General features: G+C 69.7%; 13 protein-coding genes. 6 read left to right on the plus strand and 7 right to left on the minus strand.

Features of this window, described 5'->3' with window-relative positions:
* Positions 1 to 10: 10 nt before the first annotated feature.
* Together M3Q35_RS45775 and M3Q35_RS45780 are read right to left on the minus strand one after the other, a co-directional pair.
* Positions 11 to 1,546 (minus strand): PH domain-containing protein, encoded by a 1,536-nt coding sequence (locus M3Q35_RS45775; protein ID WP_273938872.1) that lies wholly within the window; start codon positions 1,544 to 1,546, stop codon positions 11 to 13.
* Entirely contained in the window at positions 1,543 to 2,046 is a 504-nt protein-coding gene (locus M3Q35_RS45780; protein ID WP_273938873.1) for a PH domain-containing protein, read from the minus strand. The genes M3Q35_RS45775 and M3Q35_RS45780 overlap by 4 nt, the downstream gene beginning before the upstream one ends.
* A 139-nt stretch (positions 2,047 to 2,185) precedes the next feature.
* Between M3Q35_RS45780 and M3Q35_RS45785 the strand changes: the two genes are divergently transcribed.
* The gene (locus M3Q35_RS45785; RefSeq protein WP_273938874.1) at positions 2,186 to 3,610 is read left to right on the plus strand and encodes an amino acid permease; all 1,425 of its coding nucleotides are present in this window, start codon (positions 2,186 to 2,188) and stop codon (positions 3,608 to 3,610) included.
* A 55-nt stretch (positions 3,611 to 3,665) separates the two neighbouring features.
* Here M3Q35_RS45785 and nagA read toward each other — a convergent pair whose 3' ends face one another.
* From nagA to M3Q35_RS45800, 3 genes are all read right to left on the minus strand, one after another.
* Positions 3,666 to 4,841 carry an N-acetylglucosamine-6-phosphate deacetylase gene (gene nagA / locus M3Q35_RS45790; RefSeq protein WP_273938875.1) on the minus strand — a complete coding sequence of 392 codons (1,176 nt, stop codon included), beginning with the start codon at positions 4,839 to 4,841 and terminating at the stop codon, positions 3,666 to 3,668.
* A 116-nt stretch (positions 4,842 to 4,957) separates the two neighbouring features.
* Positions 4,958 to 5,809, minus strand: coding sequence for a hypothetical protein (locus M3Q35_RS45795; RefSeq protein WP_273938876.1), 852 nt, complete (start codon positions 5,807 to 5,809; stop codon positions 4,958 to 4,960).
* Positions 5,810 to 5,963: 154 nt separating this feature from the next.
* Entirely contained in the window at positions 5,964 to 6,698 is a 735-nt protein-coding gene (locus tag M3Q35_RS45800) for a GAF and ANTAR domain-containing protein (protein ID WP_273938877.1), read from the minus strand.
* 261 nt (positions 6,699 to 6,959) lie between these two features.
* On the opposite strand from M3Q35_RS45800, the gene M3Q35_RS45805 reads away from it, so the two are divergent.
* The 3 genes from M3Q35_RS45805 to M3Q35_RS45815 all read left to right on the plus strand — a co-directional run bounded on the left by M3Q35_RS45805 (position 6,960) and on the right by M3Q35_RS45815 (position 9,900).
* Complete coding sequence (locus M3Q35_RS45805; RefSeq protein WP_052394553.1) at positions 6,960 to 7,328, plus strand: PadR family transcriptional regulator; 369 nt, start codon at positions 6,960 to 6,962, stop codon at positions 7,326 to 7,328.
* A 370-nt stretch (positions 7,329 to 7,698) separates the two neighbouring features.
* Positions 7,699 to 8,496, plus strand: coding sequence for a hypothetical protein (locus M3Q35_RS45810; protein ID WP_273938878.1), 798 nt, complete (start codon positions 7,699 to 7,701; stop codon positions 8,494 to 8,496).
* Between the two features lie 48 nt (positions 8,497 to 8,544).
* Positions 8,545 to 9,900, plus strand: a complete 1,356-nt coding sequence (locus M3Q35_RS45815) for an FAD-dependent monooxygenase (protein ID WP_273938879.1) — start codon at positions 8,545 to 8,547, stop codon at positions 9,898 to 9,900.
* Positions 9,901 to 10,161: 261 nt separating this feature from the next.
* Here the strand turns inward: M3Q35_RS45815 and M3Q35_RS45820 are convergent, their stop codons facing one another.
* Both M3Q35_RS45820 and M3Q35_RS45825 read right to left on the minus strand, forming a co-directional pair.
* A complete protein-coding gene (locus tag M3Q35_RS45820; protein WP_273938880.1) occupies positions 10,162 to 12,834 on the minus strand; it encodes an ATP-binding protein in 2,673 nt (890 codons plus the stop codon).
* A gap of 70 nt (positions 12,835 to 12,904) precedes the next feature.
* Positions 12,905 to 13,519, minus strand: a complete 615-nt coding sequence (locus M3Q35_RS45825) for a TetR/AcrR family transcriptional regulator C-terminal domain-containing protein (protein ID WP_273938881.1) — start codon at positions 13,517 to 13,519, stop codon at positions 12,905 to 12,907.
* A gap of 93 nt (positions 13,520 to 13,612) precedes the next feature.
* On the opposite strand from M3Q35_RS45825, the gene M3Q35_RS45830 reads away from it, so the two are divergent.
* Positions 13,613 to 14,740, plus strand: a complete 1,128-nt coding sequence (locus M3Q35_RS45830; protein WP_273938882.1) for a nucleotide disphospho-sugar-binding domain-containing protein — start codon at positions 13,613 to 13,615, stop codon at positions 14,738 to 14,740.
* Positions 14,741 to 14,775: 35 nt separating this feature from the next.
* Positions 14,776 to 15,348 (plus strand): MarR family winged helix-turn-helix transcriptional regulator, encoded by a 573-nt coding sequence (locus M3Q35_RS45835; RefSeq protein ID WP_273938884.1) that lies wholly within the window; start codon positions 14,776 to 14,778, stop codon positions 15,346 to 15,348.

The raw sequence follows: 15,348 nt of genomic DNA on the forward strand, positions 1-15,348 counted from the left end.
CGGACTTGTCCTATGTGGCCGGTTCGAGGAACTGGGCCACCAGATCGGGGACGACCTCGTCGGCGAAGGCCAGCGCCTGGCTCGTGCCGGCGTCGGTCACGTGGTAGCCGCCCCGCCCGGCCGCGGTCGTCGCGACCAGCGTGACCAATCCGGCCCGGCGCTGGAAGTACGAGGCGTGCACCCGCCAGCCGATCACGCCGTCCGACCGCAGCGCGATGGTTTCCCGTACCAGCGAGCCCGATCGGGAGACCAGGTAGCCGTGGGTCAGGGTGTGACCGAGGCTGCGGTACCGGTCATGGCCCAGCCAGGCGGAGAACGGCGTCAGCACGAGGAACACGATCCACACCCAGAACGGCAGGATGTCCAGCTGGTAGCCGATCCACGCGAGCAACGCCAGCGCCAGCACCGACACCACGGCCCGCGTGAGCCGGCGTCGCAAAGCCGCCCGCGGATGCGAAGTCAGGGAAGCCGTCGTGGGATCCACGGGCTCCCGCAACACTTTTGCCGCCACGAGATGCGCCTCAGCCACCGGCGCCGCCGGCAGCAGCAGGCCGCCGCCGCGCTCGTCGCCACGACCGGTGCGCAGGCCGCTGACCACGGCGGTGGCGCGGCCGCCGTGCACGAAACGCAGCGGCAGCGTCTCCTTCACCTCGACGCCGCGCAGCCGTGCCTCCTCGATCGACACGGACCGGGTGTTGAGCAGGCCGTGCCGGATGTGCAGGGTGCCGCTGGGTTCGCGGGCCACGGAGAAGTTCCAGTACGACAGGATGTAGCCCAGCACCGAGGCGATCGTCGCGACCAGCAGCAGCACCACGATCGCCGCCGGGATCAGCACCCACGGCGACTCGGTGCCGACCAGCTCGAGGCCGTCGTGCAGGATCGTGATGTCGTCCGGCCGGATGTGCAGGTCGTTGGCGAAGTGCCAGACCGCGCCGAACGCCGCCGCCACCACGGCGATGCCGGACAGCGTGAACGGGGCGTACCAGGTCCAGCGCCGGTCCACCCGCACCAGCTCGGTCTCCGCTGCCGGCACACTGTCCACAACAGACGGTGCGGTGGATGTCTTGGTGAGCAACACGGTCCGCAGCCGCTCGGCCTCGGTCTTGGTGATGGCGTCCAGGATGAGCTCGTCGTCCTTGCTCTTGTCCTGACGGCCGGTGCCGATCTTCAGCGCGCTCAGCCCGAACAGCCGGTGCTGCCACTCCGAGGTGATGTCCACGGTCCGGATCCGGTCCCGCGGCACCGCCCGCGTCTTGCGGTTGAACAGGCCCGAGCGCAGCTCGACCTGGTCGTCGGTGATGCGGTAGCGGGCGGTGGCCCAGTGCGTGACGCCGCGGGCGATCAGCGCCGCGACGCCGGCCAGGCTCAGCCACTGGCCCCAGCCGTGCACGCCGCCGCCGGCGAAGAACACCGCCACCAGCGGGATCGCCGCCCGCACGATCTCCTTGAGCGGGGTGACGATCACCATCACCCCGTTGAGCCGCAACCACTCCGGCGGCTCGTTGAGCGACGGGGCCGCCGCGAACTCCAGCTGAGGCTCGCTCACGTCGCGTCACCCTCGGACGCCTCGGTGGCCGCGGTGAGCTCGTCGACCAGCCCGCGGGCCACCTCGAGGTCGAGGCCGTGGATGTGCAGCGGGCCGGCCGCCGATGCGGTCGTCACGGTCACCTTGGCCAGCCCGAACAGCTGCTCCCACGGCCCGCGCTCGGTGTCGACGGTCTGGATCCGGCTCAGCGGCGCGACCCGCCATTCCTGGTCGATCCAGCCGGACTGGGTGTAGACGGCGGTCGGCGTGACCTCCCAGCGGTGCACCCGGTAACGCCAGCTCGGCATCACCGCCAGGTGCACCACGGCCAGCACCGCGGTCACGATGATCACGACCAGCAGCCAGGTGCCGGGCGGGTCGGCCGGCAGCACCTTGAACAGGACCTCGCCGACCAGCAGCACCAGCCACCCCGGCAGCGCCCGCACGGTCCAGTACGGGATCGCCTTGCGGCTGATCCGCTCCCGCGGCGCCCGCAGCCGCACCCCCGTCGTCTCACTCACGTCCACGAGCAAACCATGCCCCACCGGCGGTCCGAACGCCCGGGACAGATGTCACGTTCGCCCCGTGACCGGCGGTTCCCCTGCGTGACCGGTTCGTCACTCTGCTACAAACGGGGTAATCCGCGGCCGAAAGGACCCCATGTCGCACACCTCGCAGGCCGTCACGGTGGACGACGGCGACGCCGGCTACCACAAGGGCCTGAAGAGCCGTCAGGTGCAGATGATCGCCATGGGCGGGGCCATCGGCACCGGCCTGTTCCTCGGGGCCGGCGGCCGGCTGGTGACCGCGGGGCCGTCGCTGGCCATCGTCTACGCGATCGCCGGCGTGTTCGCGTTCTTCGTGGTGCGGGCCATGGGCGAGCTGGTCATGCACCGGCCGAGCTCCGGGTCCTTCGTGTCGTACTCGCGGGAGTTCCTCGGCGAGCGGTCGGCGTTCTTCGTCGGCTGGATGTACTTCCTGAACTGGGCGTGCAGCGGCGTCGCCGACGTCACCGCGGCGGCCAAGTACGTGCAGTTCTTCTGGCCGAACGTGCCGCAGTGGATCCCGGCGCTGGGTGCGCTGATCCTCGTGCTCGCGGTGAACATGGTGTCGGTGACCCTGTTCGGCGAGCTGGAGTTCTGGTTCGCCGCGATCAAGGTGCTGGCGCTGGTGGTGTTCATGGTGATCGCCATCGCGGTGCTGGTCAGTCGCACGCCGGTGGACGGCAACGTCACCGGGCCGCAGCTGATCGCCGAGCAGGGCGGCTTCTTCCCGCACGGCCTGCTGCCGGCCGTGCTGATCCTTCAGGGCGTGGTGTTCGCGTACGCGGCGATCGAGATGGTCGGCGTGGCCGCCGGCGAGACCGCCGAGCCGCGCAAGGTGATCCCCAAGGCGGTGAACTCGGTCGGCTGGCGCATCGCGATCTTCTACGTCGGCTCGGTGCTGCTGCTGGTGATGCTCATGCCGTCCAGCTCGTACAACAAGGACGTCAGCCCGTTCGTCACGTTCCTGTCCTCGCTGGGCGTGCCCGGGGCCGCCGGCATCATGGACATCGTCGTGCTGACCGCGGCGCTGTCCAGCGTGAACTCGGGGCTGTACTCGACCGGCCGGATCCTGCGGTCGCTGTCCTCGGCCGGCTCCGCGCCGAAGTTCCTCGGCGTGATGAGCCGGGGCGGCGTGCCGTACGGGGGAGTGCTGTTGACCGCCTGCGTGTACGTGCTGGGCGTGGTGCTCAACCTGTTCGTGCCGGGGGAGTCGTTCGAGATCGCCCTGAACTTCTCCGCGCTGGGCATCCTGAGCATGTGGTCGATGATCATGGTCTGCAACCTGGCGTTGCAGCGCAAGGCCCGGCGCGGCGAGCTCGAGCGGCCGGCCTACCGGCTGCCGTGGGCCCCGTACACCAACTACCTGACGCTGGGCTTCCTGGTGCTGGTGCTGGCCCTGAGCTACTGGGACGTGCCGGCCGGCCGGATCATGATCTACAGCATTCCCGGCGTGGTGCTGCTGCTGGTGCTGGGCTGGTTCGCCGTGCGCAAGCGGGTCCGCGCCCAGGCCGCCGCCACCCCGCCCGGCCACCTGCCCTGATGCCGTGAAGGGGCCTTCCTCCACTCGGAGTGCAGGAAGGCCCCTTCCAAGCGAGTTACTGGGCGTCGGCGTTGACCAGCGGGGCGGGGATCTCGGTGACCCAGCGGCCGCGGGACATCACGCCGGCCACGGTGAGCCGGTCGTCCAGCACGACGAGGTCGGCCCGCTTGCCGACGTCCAGCGAGCCGACGAGGTCGTCGATGCCCAGCACCCGGGCCGGCGTGCCGGAGGCGGCGACCGAGGCCCGCTCCAGCGGGATCTGGTTGACCAGCACGGCCCGGCGGAAAGCGCTGTCCATGGTCAGCGTGGAGCCGGCGATGGAGCCGTTGTCGGCCAGCCGGGCCACGCCGTCGACCACGTTCACGGCCAGCGCGCCAAGCTCGTAGCTGCCGTCGCCGGCCCCGGCGGCGCTCATCGCGTCGGTGATGAGGGAGACGCGGGAGTGGCCGGCGGCCTGGAAAGCCAGCTCCACGGCGGCGTCGTGCAGGTGGTGGCCGTCGTTGACCAGCTCGACCGCGACCGTCTCCGACTCCAGCATCGCGGCGATCGGGCCGGGCTCGCGGTGGTGCAGGCCGCGCATGGCGTTGAACAGGTGCGTGGCCACGGTGACGCCGGCGTCGATGGCCTCGCGGGCCTGCTCGTAGCTGGAATCGGTGTGCCCCAGGGCGGCGATGACGCCGTTGTCGGTCAGCTGCCGCACGGCCCGCAGGCCGCCGTTGAGCTCGGTCGCCAGCGTCACCATCTTCACGGCGCCGTGCCCGCGCTCCAACAGCTTGGCCACGACGTGCTCGTCGGGTTCGCGCAGCAGCGCCGGATCGTGCGCGCCGCAGCGGGCCTTGCTGATGAACGGGCCCTCCAGGTGGATGCCGGCGAGCAGGCCGTCCTGCACCAGACCGGACAGCGCCTCGACGGCCCGTTCCAGTTCGGGTAGCGCCATCGTGACGGTGCTGCCGATGGTCGTCGTGGTGCCGTGGGCGCGGTGGAACTCCACGACCTTGCGCGACTGCTCGAGGTCTTCGCCGAACGAGCCGCCCCCGCCGCCGTGGACGTGCATGTCCACGAAACCGGGCACCACCACGTATCCGGTGAGGTCGACGACCTCGGTGCCGGCATGCGGGCCGCCGTTGGCGCCGGTGCCCAGCTCGGTGATCCATTCGCCGTCGACGGCGAGGCGGCCGTCGTCGACCACTCCTCCCGGCAACACGAGCCGGGCGTGGCGCAGCAGGTACACGGGTGCCTCCTGGACTAGGCGTCATGGTCCGACTGCCGCCACGGCAGCTTGGCGGTATTGGTATAGACCTTATCGGAAGCTGTGCCGTGCACACGACCGCCGGGCCGATCAGCCCGTCATCCGGGACCGACCAGCCGCAGCGTCGCCTCCCGGTGGCCGATCAAGGCCGTGGATCTTGTGCGTTCCAACGGCACCGCCCCGGCCAGGCCGATCTCCGGGCCGGTCAGGGCCGAGCACAGGCCGGTCACCGTGGCCCGGTCCCGGCAGACCAGCTGCCAGTGCCGGCCCCGCCCCCACAACGACCGTAGCGGCGAAGCGGTGCCCCGCTGGTGGGCCCGGGCCAAGGTCGCCCCGACGTGCCAACGGCCGTCCGGTTCGTCCGACCCCAAACGGACCAGCACCGCGGCCAGCAGCTGCTCGGCGTCCACGTGCATCGGCGGCACCGAGCGCAGCGCCACGTCCTCTTCGGGCAGGATCTCCCAGCTGCGGCTGGCGATTTCCCACGCGATCGGCACTTGCGGATGCACGACCGTGCCCTCGGATTCGACTGCTTCGATACGCAACAAGGTGCGCGTCGGCACGTGCCGCATACGGAACCACAGGCCGTCGGGATGGGCGTTCAACGGCCGCAGCCCGGGCAAACCCTGACGCCGCACCGGATCCGGATGCACCAGCGCGGCCGACGCCAGCAGGTGCGGAATCGGCGTCAGCACCACGAGAGCGTGTTGCTCCGGCGAGTAGATGATCCGGCCGGCCACCGACCAGTCGAGTTGCCAACGCGTCAACTGGTTCTCGGCCCCGTCGGAATTGCACGCGAGCAGCGCCAGCAGGGCGCGGAACCGGCGCTGGCCGGCCGAGCAGAAGTCGAGTCCGTGCCCGGCCAGATCACCCACCGCGGTGCTGGCCCGGCCCAACGGCTCACCGGTGTACGCGGACCGCCGGGCCGAGACGGACACCCACCCGGACACGGCACACCTCCCTGACTTCTCACGTGAAGTGGTGATCCGCCAGGGTCCGGAGCGGGGTGATGGGCGAGTGCCGGCGACAATGCGCGGTGAATTCGGCCATTCAGGGTCAACGATGCACCCCGTGAATTAACGTCGCAACCCATCAGGACGAAGATCACTTCGTTGCCGGCGGCAGCGGCGGCACCTGCTCCGATCCGGCCACCACCGCGTTCGCGAGGTCGGTCAGGCGCAGGTTGCGCCGCCTGGCGTACTCGCGAAGAGCGCCGAATGCGCCGTCCACCGAGCTGCCGTGCCGTTCGGCCAGGACGCCTTTGGCTTGTTCGATCACTATTCGGCTGCTGAACGCGGTCTGGAGCTGCGCGGCGAGCGTTTGCGCCTGCGTCAGCTCCCCAAGTCTGTGCACACCGGCGGCGGCGGTCAGCGCCATCGCCTCGACGATTCGGCTGTCCTGATCCGAGAGCGTTCCCCGCTCGGCCCGCAGCACTGTCAAGGCTCCGATCGTGGTTTCCCGCACACGTAACGGGACCGCGGTCAGCGAGCCGAAGCCGGCCGTCCTCGCTTCCGCGAGAAAACGGTTCCATCGGTTGTTTCGCTGGTCGGTGTCCGGCACCACGATCGCAGTTCCGGTGCGGTGGCACTCCATGCTCGGGCCGTCCCCGCGCAGCAGCGGCCACAATGGTGAAGCGGCCAGCCGATCGGGTGCGGAGTGTCCGATGTGGGGTTGTCCGCGATGATCGACGAGAACCGCGCCCACCGCGGGCACGAGCAGCGTTTCCCGCGTGCGGGCGGCCAGAAATCGAGCGAACTCGACATGGTCCAGGTCGTCGACGAGCGTATCGGCGATGCGGGCGAACGTTTCCGCCAGCCGCGCCGGGGACATCGCGGTCATCGTTGAACCGTACCGGTGCCGTCGGCGCGGGCCGCAGGTTATCAGGCCAAATGGGTTCCGGTTGTTCCGGTCGGACCAGAGCACACTCTACCTTTCGGCGGCTGCATCCTTCATTTTCCCGGTGAACGGGGCTCGTGCGGTACCCGATTGGACGCGGCGGTGTCCCTGTCCGCCGCCGCCATTCGGTTTTATCCTTGGTCGGGGTCACGGGCGAGAATTCGACGTGGAGGCCGTCATGAATTCAGCAGGAGGGGACGCCTGATGCGCGACGGGGAACCGCGCAACTTCGTCCAACCGTGCCTGCTGCTGTTGCTCGACGAGCGGCCGGACCACGGCTACGAGCTCATCGAGCGGCTGCGACTGCTGTGCGGCGTGGACAACGACGCCAGCGGTATCTATCGGGCGCTGCGCAACCTGGAACGGGCCGGGCTGGTCTGTTCCAGCTGGACCACTGCCACACCGGGACCGGCGCGGCGGATGTACCACCTGACCGCCAACGGGGCGGCGGTGCTGGCCGAGTCGGCCGCGGCGCTCACCCGCACCCGCGCGTCCATCGACGCGTTCCTGCACCGGTACGCGCGGCGGGCCGAGAACTCCCGTGGCGCCGCCGTCTATCGGTTCCAGCGATGACGCCGATTGGCTTAGCCCGTACGGCGGGGGCTGGCTGAAGCCCGCCGCCGCAACGTGATCTTCTTCTACACAACGGGAACGCGCGCTCGGTCCATTGTGGAGTCGAGCCCGGCGGCCGGTGATCGGTGCGCTCCGTCGATCGAAGACCACTGTACGTGGTGATCTTCTTGTGGCAGGCAAGGACTTTTCCACATCGTTACGTGACCGACCACACTAGACAGATCCGGTGACCTGGCCTTTTTCCAAGATCCGCTGGTCGGCCGCAGTGGTTCGCCCAATGTGACGACAGGTGCACCCATTCGGGGCGGATACGATTTTCGGACGTTGTCTTGTTCGTGCCACCGGGGAGCCGTTCGTGTACGCCCGAAGTGTGACCGCAGACACCGTCGCGCCTGTCGCGCCGGTCGCTGTTCCGCGCGCCCATCGCGTCGCGGAGCGGCCGCTCGGTCGCACCGTGGCCGAGCTCGACCACCTGCATGTGGCCGACCGCCTTGACTTTCTCCGTGACGTGCAGTCGGAGTACGTCAGCCGGCTGGACATCGACCCATGTCGATGGCGGAACATCGAAGGTGTGCTCGAATTCTTTCGCGACAACGACCTGGCCCGGCCGGGCAGTTGGATGTCCATTGTGGACGCGTCCATTCTGGAGGGTCTCGAGCGCGGAACGGCCATCGCGCTCGGCCTGTCCGAGGACACGTTCGGCAATCCCGGTTCGACCGAATGGGCTACGTACTTACGTCGGCTCAGTGACGGCGAGCTGGACCGGCGCAGCGTGCACGACGCCGCCTGGAGCCGGGCCGAGCAGGCCGCCACCGAGCACGGAGTGGCCCTGGCCCGCGCCATCGGCGTGCCGCCGACCGCCGCCGAGTGGCGGTTCTTCCAGTTCTCCCAGGTGTACCGCTGGGCCATGCGCAACGAGCCGACCGCGCTGCTGGCGTTGGGCGGGCCGTTGGTCAATTCGCGCATCCGCGAGCTGCGGATGCCGTTCCTGAGCTGGTTCACCGATGTCAGCACACCCGTGCCGGCATATCGCGGCTGCGCCTTCGCGTGGGCGCTGTCCCGGCTCAACCCGGTCGGCGGGGCCTTCTCCGCCGTGGGGCTGTTGGTGGCCTACCTGCCCAACCTGTTCGACGATTTCCTCGTCGACACCGGCAGGCGCACGCACTGACAGCGTTCTGTCGGTGGTCTGACAGCGGGTCTCGGCACGGTGTCGGCCATGGACACCGAGATTCTCATCATCGGAGCCGGTCCGACCGGACTCACCCTGGCCGTCGACCTTGCCCGGCGGGGCGTGGCGCACCGCATCGTCGACCGTGACACCGAGTTCGCCGGCTCTCGCGGCAAGGGCATCCAGCCGCGGACGCTCGAGGTGTTCGCCGACCTCGGCGTGATCGACGCTGCGCAGGAGCACGGCGGTCCTTATCCGCCCATGCGGGGCTATCAGGACGGGCAGGTCGCTTGGGAGCGCGACATGGCCCCTACCGTCTCCGCTCGGCCCGACGTCCCGTACCCGAACCCGTTGATGCTGCCGCAGTGGCGCACCGCCGCCATCCTCCGTGCTCGCCTCGAGGAGCTCGGCGGCCGCGTCGAGTCCGGGATCGAGTTCCAGGGCTTCACCCAGGACCCTTCCGGCGTCACTGCTGTGTTGGACGGGCAGCCCGTTCGCGCCCGCTACCTCGTCGGCGCCGACGGCGGCCGCAGCGCCGTCCGCAAGGCCACCGGCGTGTCGTTCGCCGGTGAAACCTTGGAGCAGCATCGCCTCCAGATCGCCGATGTCCGTGTCTCCGGGCTGGACCGCGACCATTGGCACATCTGGAGCAACGCCGAGGGGCCCGTGTTGGCGTTGTGCCCCATGGCCGGCACCGACACCTTCCAGCTCACCACGCCCCGTTTCGACTGCGACGACCTGGCCGGCCTGGTGAAGTCGGTGAGCGGCTTCACCCTCACCGATGTCGGCTGGTCCAGCCAGTGGCGGGCAAACGTTCGCATGGTCGACCGCTACCGCATCGGCCGCGTCTTTCTCGCCGGCGACGCCGCCCACGTCCACACCCCCGCCGGCGGTCAGGGCCTCAACACCGGTGTGCAGGACGCTTACAACCTCGGTTGGAAGCTCGCTTCCGGCTCCTCGGAGCTCCTCGACTCCTACGAGGCCGAGCGCTTGCCCATCGCCGCCGACGTCCTCGGCATCAGTCAGCAGCTCTTCAACCGTGGTCTCGGCCGGGCCGCCGCCATGGACCGTTCCGACCCCGTTCTCCGTCAGCTGGGACTCCACTACCGGGATTCCAAGCTCTCCGTCGACACCCGCGTCTCTCCCGGCTCCCTCCGCGCCGGCGACCGTGCCCCCGACGGCTTCGCCGGCCCGCTCCGCATCCACGACGCCCTCCGCGGCCCCCAGTTCACCGTCCTGACTTTCGGCGTCTCCTACCCCGGCGCCATCCCCGTCACCGACGCCCCCGCCTACGACCTCTCCGACGCCTTCGTCGTCGTCCGCCCCGACGGCTACATCGGCCTCATCACCACCGAGGCCTCCGACGTCCCCCAGTACCTCAGCCGTTGGCAGCCCCCGTTTTGAGCCGCCCCCGAACCCATCCAACCAGATCAACCTGGCAACCCCGATCGGCCAAGCTCCACCAAGATCGCAAAAAAACCGGTTCCCAGCGTCAAGGACTAGGCTCGATTCGGGGGCTGCTCAGCACCCCGCCGCCACAAGGCAGCCCCCGAACCCCATCGAACCAGATCAACCTGGCAACCCCGGTCGGCCAAGCTCGGCCAAGATCGCGCCGACTCCCGTTCCCAGCTTCGCGGTCTAGGCTGGATTCGGGGGCTGCTCAAATCAGCCGCGCAGTTCGGCGGCTCGGGCCCGGAGTGTGGCGGCCTGTTCCCGCTCCCCGCCCTCCTCGAACCACGCGGCCTGGGCCTCCAAGATCACGGCGCGGGCGGGGGCGTCCCTGGTCTGCATGACCAACTCGACGGCGAGGCAGTGCTGGCGGCCGGCGTCGTCGCGGTGGCCGAGGGCGGTGAGGGTGAGGGCGTAGTTCATCCGCAGCATGGCCAAAAACTGCATGGGGGCGGTGGGGGAGTCGAGGGCCAACGCCAAGCGGTGCCAAGAGAGGGCCTGGGACAGCTGCCCGTCGAGACGGGCGAGTTCGGCGAGGGCGTTGCGAATCCGGGACAAGGAAACGGGATCGTCGGCGGGGGTGCTGCGCTCGGCCCGTTCGAGTACCTGCCGCGCACCGGCGACGTCGCCGGTGCGGGCCTGGAGCTGCGCGGACTGGACATGCAAAAGCGTCGGCACGTGCGCGCCGATGGACAAGGCCTCGCTGACGGCGGCGAGGGCGGCATCGTTGGCGCCGCGGCTGGCCTGAGCGATGGACAGGAACGTCAAGGCATAGGTGAGGCCGATCTGATCACCGAGATCGCGGAAAGCCGTTGCGGCCTGGGCGAAATGCCGCTCGGCCTGGGCCACGCGACCGTCGCTGATCTCGGACGCGACATAGCCGTGCAGGAGCTCGCCGGCGGCTCGCCGCCACGGGTCGTCGGAACCGCTGAGCCGAGCGGCGATACTGCCGAGCCTGGTGGAATTCGCGCCGCTACCGAGGACGACGAGCGCCAACGTCGCGGGCCTGTCCTCGAGCGCGAGCCGGTCGAGCAGCTCCTCGGTTGGCGCGCGGAGCAGACGGGCCTCGTCGGTGTCGAAGGTTTCGGCCCAGCGCAAGGGATCCTGCAACTGGGCCAGCAAAAGCCACAGCCAGAGCCGAGCGGTGAACATACGCGGCGACATCGCCAGATCGAGGTTGGCCCGTTCGGCGGTCAGTCGCGCCAGCCACCCAACCTGCTCGGGGCCGCGCAGCAATGGCTCGGTCCGCTCGACCAACTCCGTGTAGTACAAAGCATGCCGCCGTCGAGTGTCATCACCATCCAATTTGGACGCTGCGTACTCGCGGATCGTCTCCAGTAGCCGGTATCGATCATCAGAAACAACCACCAGCGATTTGTCCACAAGGGACGCAACCTGGTCAAGAGTGCCCTCGGTCACTTCCTCGATCGCCGCCAGCGTTGCCCCGCCGGCGAACACCGACAGCCGACTCAACAGGGTGCGCTCGTCGACGTCGAGGAGGTCCCAGCTCCAGTCGATCACGGCCCGGAGTGTGCGATGTCGCTGCGGAGCGGCCCGAGTTCCCTTGTTCAGCAGGCCGATACGGTCACCGAGCCGCGAAACGAGCTGTGACGGCGTCAGCGACCGCAGTCGGGCCGCGGCCAGCTCGATTGCCAGTGGCAATCCGTCCAACGCCTTGCAAATGTCCACAATGGAGTCAGAAGGGCGGAATTCGGGGCTTACCGCCCGAGCTCGGTCGGTGAACAGAACCACGGCGTGGCTGTCGTCCAACGGGACCAACGGGCACAGCGTCTCGCCGGTGATGTTCAGCGGCTCACGGCTCGTGGCCAAGATCGTCAGACGTGGGCACCGCGCCAGCAGATCGGCGGCGAAGTCGGCCGCGGCGTCGATCACGTGCTCGCAATTGTCCAACACCAGCAGGGAATTCCGGGGAGCCAGGTAGTCGCGCGGATGGTCGGCCGTGCGCAGCGCCTCCCGCGTCGCAGCCACAATGTCCACAGTGGACGTGAGATCGACAAGCCAGACACCGTCGGGGAAATCGGTCAGCAGTCGCTCCGCCGCCTCGACTGCCAGCCGCGTCTTGCCCGCGCCGCCGGTACCGGTCAAGGTCACCAGCCGCGCGCCGGCCAACGCCCGCGTCACCTGCTGCAACTCCAGGTCACGGCCGACAAAACTGGTCATCCGGGCTGGCAGGTTCGACCGAGCCGACGTCGTACGCAACGCCTGGCGATGCGCCTCCTGGAGCTCCGGCCCCGGATCCACGCCGAGCTGATCGGCCAGCAGTGTGCGTACGCGGTCGTACACCGAGAGCGCGTCGGCCTGCCGACCCTTCGCTGTCAGGGCCCGCATCAACCGCGCCTGCAAGCCCTCGCGCAACGGTTGTGCCGCCGCCAACTCCTCGACCTCGGCGATCACGTCCTGCTGCGCGGCGATGTCGGCATCGATCTGCGCCTCGATCGCCGTCGCCCGCAGCTCCTCCAGCCGGGCGATCGGGGCACGGGCGAACTCCGCGTCGCCGACGTCGGCGAGTGGGCTGCCCCGCCACAACTCCAGCGCCTCACGCGGCCGGCCCTCGACCAGAGCCTGCTCGAACTGCCGCGTGTCGACCTCGGCGTTCAGCCGATAGCCGGTGGGCTGCGAATCGATCGCCGCCCGCCCGATCGCCCGCCGCAGCCGGGCCACCAGCGACTGCAACGCCGCCCCCGGCTCGGCCGGCGCCGACTCCGGCCACAGGTCGGCGATCAGCCGGTCCGTCGTGACGATCCGCCCCGCGTCCACGGCCAGCCGCACCAGCAGCGTGCGGAGCATCGCCCCGCCGACCTCCACCAGCTCGCCGTCCGCGCCACGGACTTCGAGCTCCCCCAACACCCCGACCCACACCCCACCCATTCAACCCCCCGTGAGTCCCGCCCACAGTCACACCGAACGCGTGAAACTGATTCGTGCTTTCGCCCTGACGCTAAGCGGGACTCGCGGGGGTCAGCGTCTCGGCTTCGGCGCGCATGCCGAGCACGATCGTCCTCACCGAGGCGGCGAAGGTCTCGGCGCTGCTGGGATGCCCGTCGGTGAAGAAGTCCCGCATCTCCGGCGCGGCCCTGCTGACGTCGACCGGCACCGGTGCGGGGCTGCTCTGCTCCTGTAACACGTAGCCCGTTACGTAGCTGGCCATGATGTCGCCCCAGCGCGCCGCCACCGGCAGCGGAATGCCCTGGCGGATGTACCGGGCCAGGGCGTTCTCCAGCAGCTCGACCCCGGACCTGCTCATGGTCACGTTGGCGGCGACGAGCCGGGCGCCGTCGCGGTGGGCCAGCATGGCGGCCCGCAGCCGGTGGGCGAATTCCACCAGGTCGTCGGCCCAGTCGCCACTGTCGTCGCCGGTGTCGGCGAACACCGGCGCCACCACCAGCTCGGTGACCGCGGCCAACAGCTCCTGCTTGCTCTTGACGTGCCAGTACAGGGCGCCCCGCTGCACGCCGAGCCGGTCGGTCAGCGCACGCGTGGTGAAGGCGTCCAGCCCCACCTCGTCCAGCAGCTCCAGCGCGGCCTCGACCACCTGGTCCCGTCGTAGCGGCATCCGCGCCCTCCTCTTGACGAGATCAGTCTAGCGGCACTAGCTTGAGCAGCGCTCAATTGAGCGCTGCTCAAGACGATCAAGGGGGAGTAGGCGATGAGGGTTGTCTGCACGGCCGTGCCCGGATCCGGGCTTTTCCTGCCGACGGTGCCGCTGGCCTGGGCTTTTCGGGCCGCCGGGCATGAGGTGCTGCTGCTCAACAACGGGGACGGGGCCCGCGCGGCGGCCGGCGCCGGCCTGCCGGTGGTGGATCCGCTGCCGGACCGCGACCTGTGGGCGGAGTTCATGGCCGCCGTCGCCGGGATGCTCAAGGGCGGCGGTCGGCAGCCGGATCGGGGCGGTTTCGGCTGGTTCGGCGAGCAGATGATCGACGGCATGCTGCCGGTGGCCCGGGCGTTCCGGCCGGACGTCGTGGTCAGCACGCTGGAACAGGGGGCCGGTCGGCTGATCGCCGGCGCGCTGGGCGTGCCGCTGGTCGAGCAGGGCATCCGGCTGGGCTGGGCCGGCCTGGACGAGCACGCGGTCGGCGCACGCCAGGACATCGCCGACTACCTGGAGCTGACCCGTGAGCGGCTCGGCCTGCCGGATGCCCCGGTCATCCCGATGGCCACTGTCGACGTGCGGCCGCCGAGCATGGGCGGCGTCGCCACCGATACACAATTCCTCATGCGGTATGTCGCATACAACGAGTCGCGTGTGATCCCGGGCTGGGTGACGCTGCCGCCGACCCGGCCCCGCGTCTGCGTGACCATCGGCAGCGTCCTGCCGGCACTCGGCGGAATTGGCGCGTTGCGTGGGATGCTGGCCTCGTTGTCCACAATGGACGTCGAGATTCTGTTGGCAGCGGGCGACATCGACCTCTCGGAGCTGGGGGAGCTGCCGTCGAACGTGCGGCCGCTTGGCTGGATGCCGCTCAACGCCCTGATGCCCACGTGTGCCGCGATCGTGCACCACGGCGGATCGGCCACGGTCATGACGCCGCTGGCCTACGGCGTGCCGCAGGTGGCGCTGCCCAAGTTCGCCGACCAGCCGCTCAACGCCGGCGCCATGGCCAAGCGCGGCGTCGGCGTCACCGTGAACGAGCCCGAGGAGGTCGGCGCGGCGCTGGCCCAGGTCCTGGACGACCCGAGTTTCGCCAAGGCCGCCGCCGAGGTGCGCGACGAGATGGCCGAGCAGCCCAGCCCGGCCGCGGTCGTGGCCCGGATCCAGCAGCTCGCCGGCTGATCCATCCTGCCCCGGCGCGGGCTACGCTGGCCGCCGTGACCGGCTACTACACGCTGCGCGAGACCGAGAAGGCCGTCGGCGAGCGTCTCAACGGCCTGCCGATCGACGTCGAGTCGATGATGGCGCTGTCCAACCTGCACCGGACGGCCCTGGTGGTGCGCAACCACTTCGAGCAGTCCGTGCTGCGGGACGTCGACCTCTCGTGGACCGGTTTCGTGGTGCTGTGGGTGGTGTGGATCTGGGGTGACATCGAGACCCGCCATGTGGCCGAGGAGAGCGGCATCTCCAAGGGCACGCTCACCGGCGTCGCGCGGACCCTGTCCAACCGGGGACTGCTCAATCGCACGACACCGGCCGATGATCGGCGGCTGAGCGTGCTGTCGCTGACCGATCGCGGCAAGGCGCTGATGTGCGAGCTGTTCCCGCGCTTCAACGCCGAGGAGGTGTACAGCCTCGAGGGGCTGTCGCCGCGGCGGATCGCCGAGCTGACCCGGGTGCTGCGGCACATGCTCAACCACTTCGAGCAGACCTCGGCCGGCCGGCAGGCCGAGGTGCGCGAGCAGGTCCAGGCCAGCCCGCTGCCCAAGCTCGCCGCCGGGGACGCCTGA

The sequence above is a fragment of the Kutzneria chonburiensis genome, assembly GCF_028622115.1.
GTDB classification, from domain to species: domain Bacteria; phylum Actinomycetota; class Actinomycetes; order Mycobacteriales; family Pseudonocardiaceae; genus Kutzneria; species Kutzneria chonburiensis.

Coding starts and splice junctions, on each gene's coding strand:
- M3Q35_RS45785 (WP_273938874.1), top strand. CDS start 2,186: ATGTCGCACACCTCGCAGGCCGTCACGGTGGACGACGGCGACGCCGGC.
- M3Q35_RS45815 (WP_273938879.1), top strand. CDS start 8,545: ATGGACACCGAGATTCTCATCATCGGAGCCGGTCCGACCGGACTCACC.
- M3Q35_RS45825 (WP_273938881.1), bottom strand. CDS start 13,519: ATGCCGCTACGACGGGACCAGGTGGTCGAGGCCGCGCTGGAGCTGCTG.
- M3Q35_RS45800 (WP_273938877.1), bottom strand. CDS start 6,698: ATGACCGCGATGTCCCCGGCGCGGCTGGCGGAAACGTTCGCCCGCATC.
- M3Q35_RS45805 (WP_052394553.1), top strand. CDS start 6,960: ATGCGCGACGGGGAACCGCGCAACTTCGTCCAACCGTGCCTGCTGCTG.
- M3Q35_RS45830 (WP_273938882.1), top strand. CDS start 13,613: ATGAGGGTTGTCTGCACGGCCGTGCCCGGATCCGGGCTTTTCCTGCCG.
- M3Q35_RS45820 (WP_273938880.1), bottom strand. CDS start 12,834: ATGGGTGGGGTGTGGGTCGGGGTGTTGGGGGAGCTCGAAGTCCGTGGC.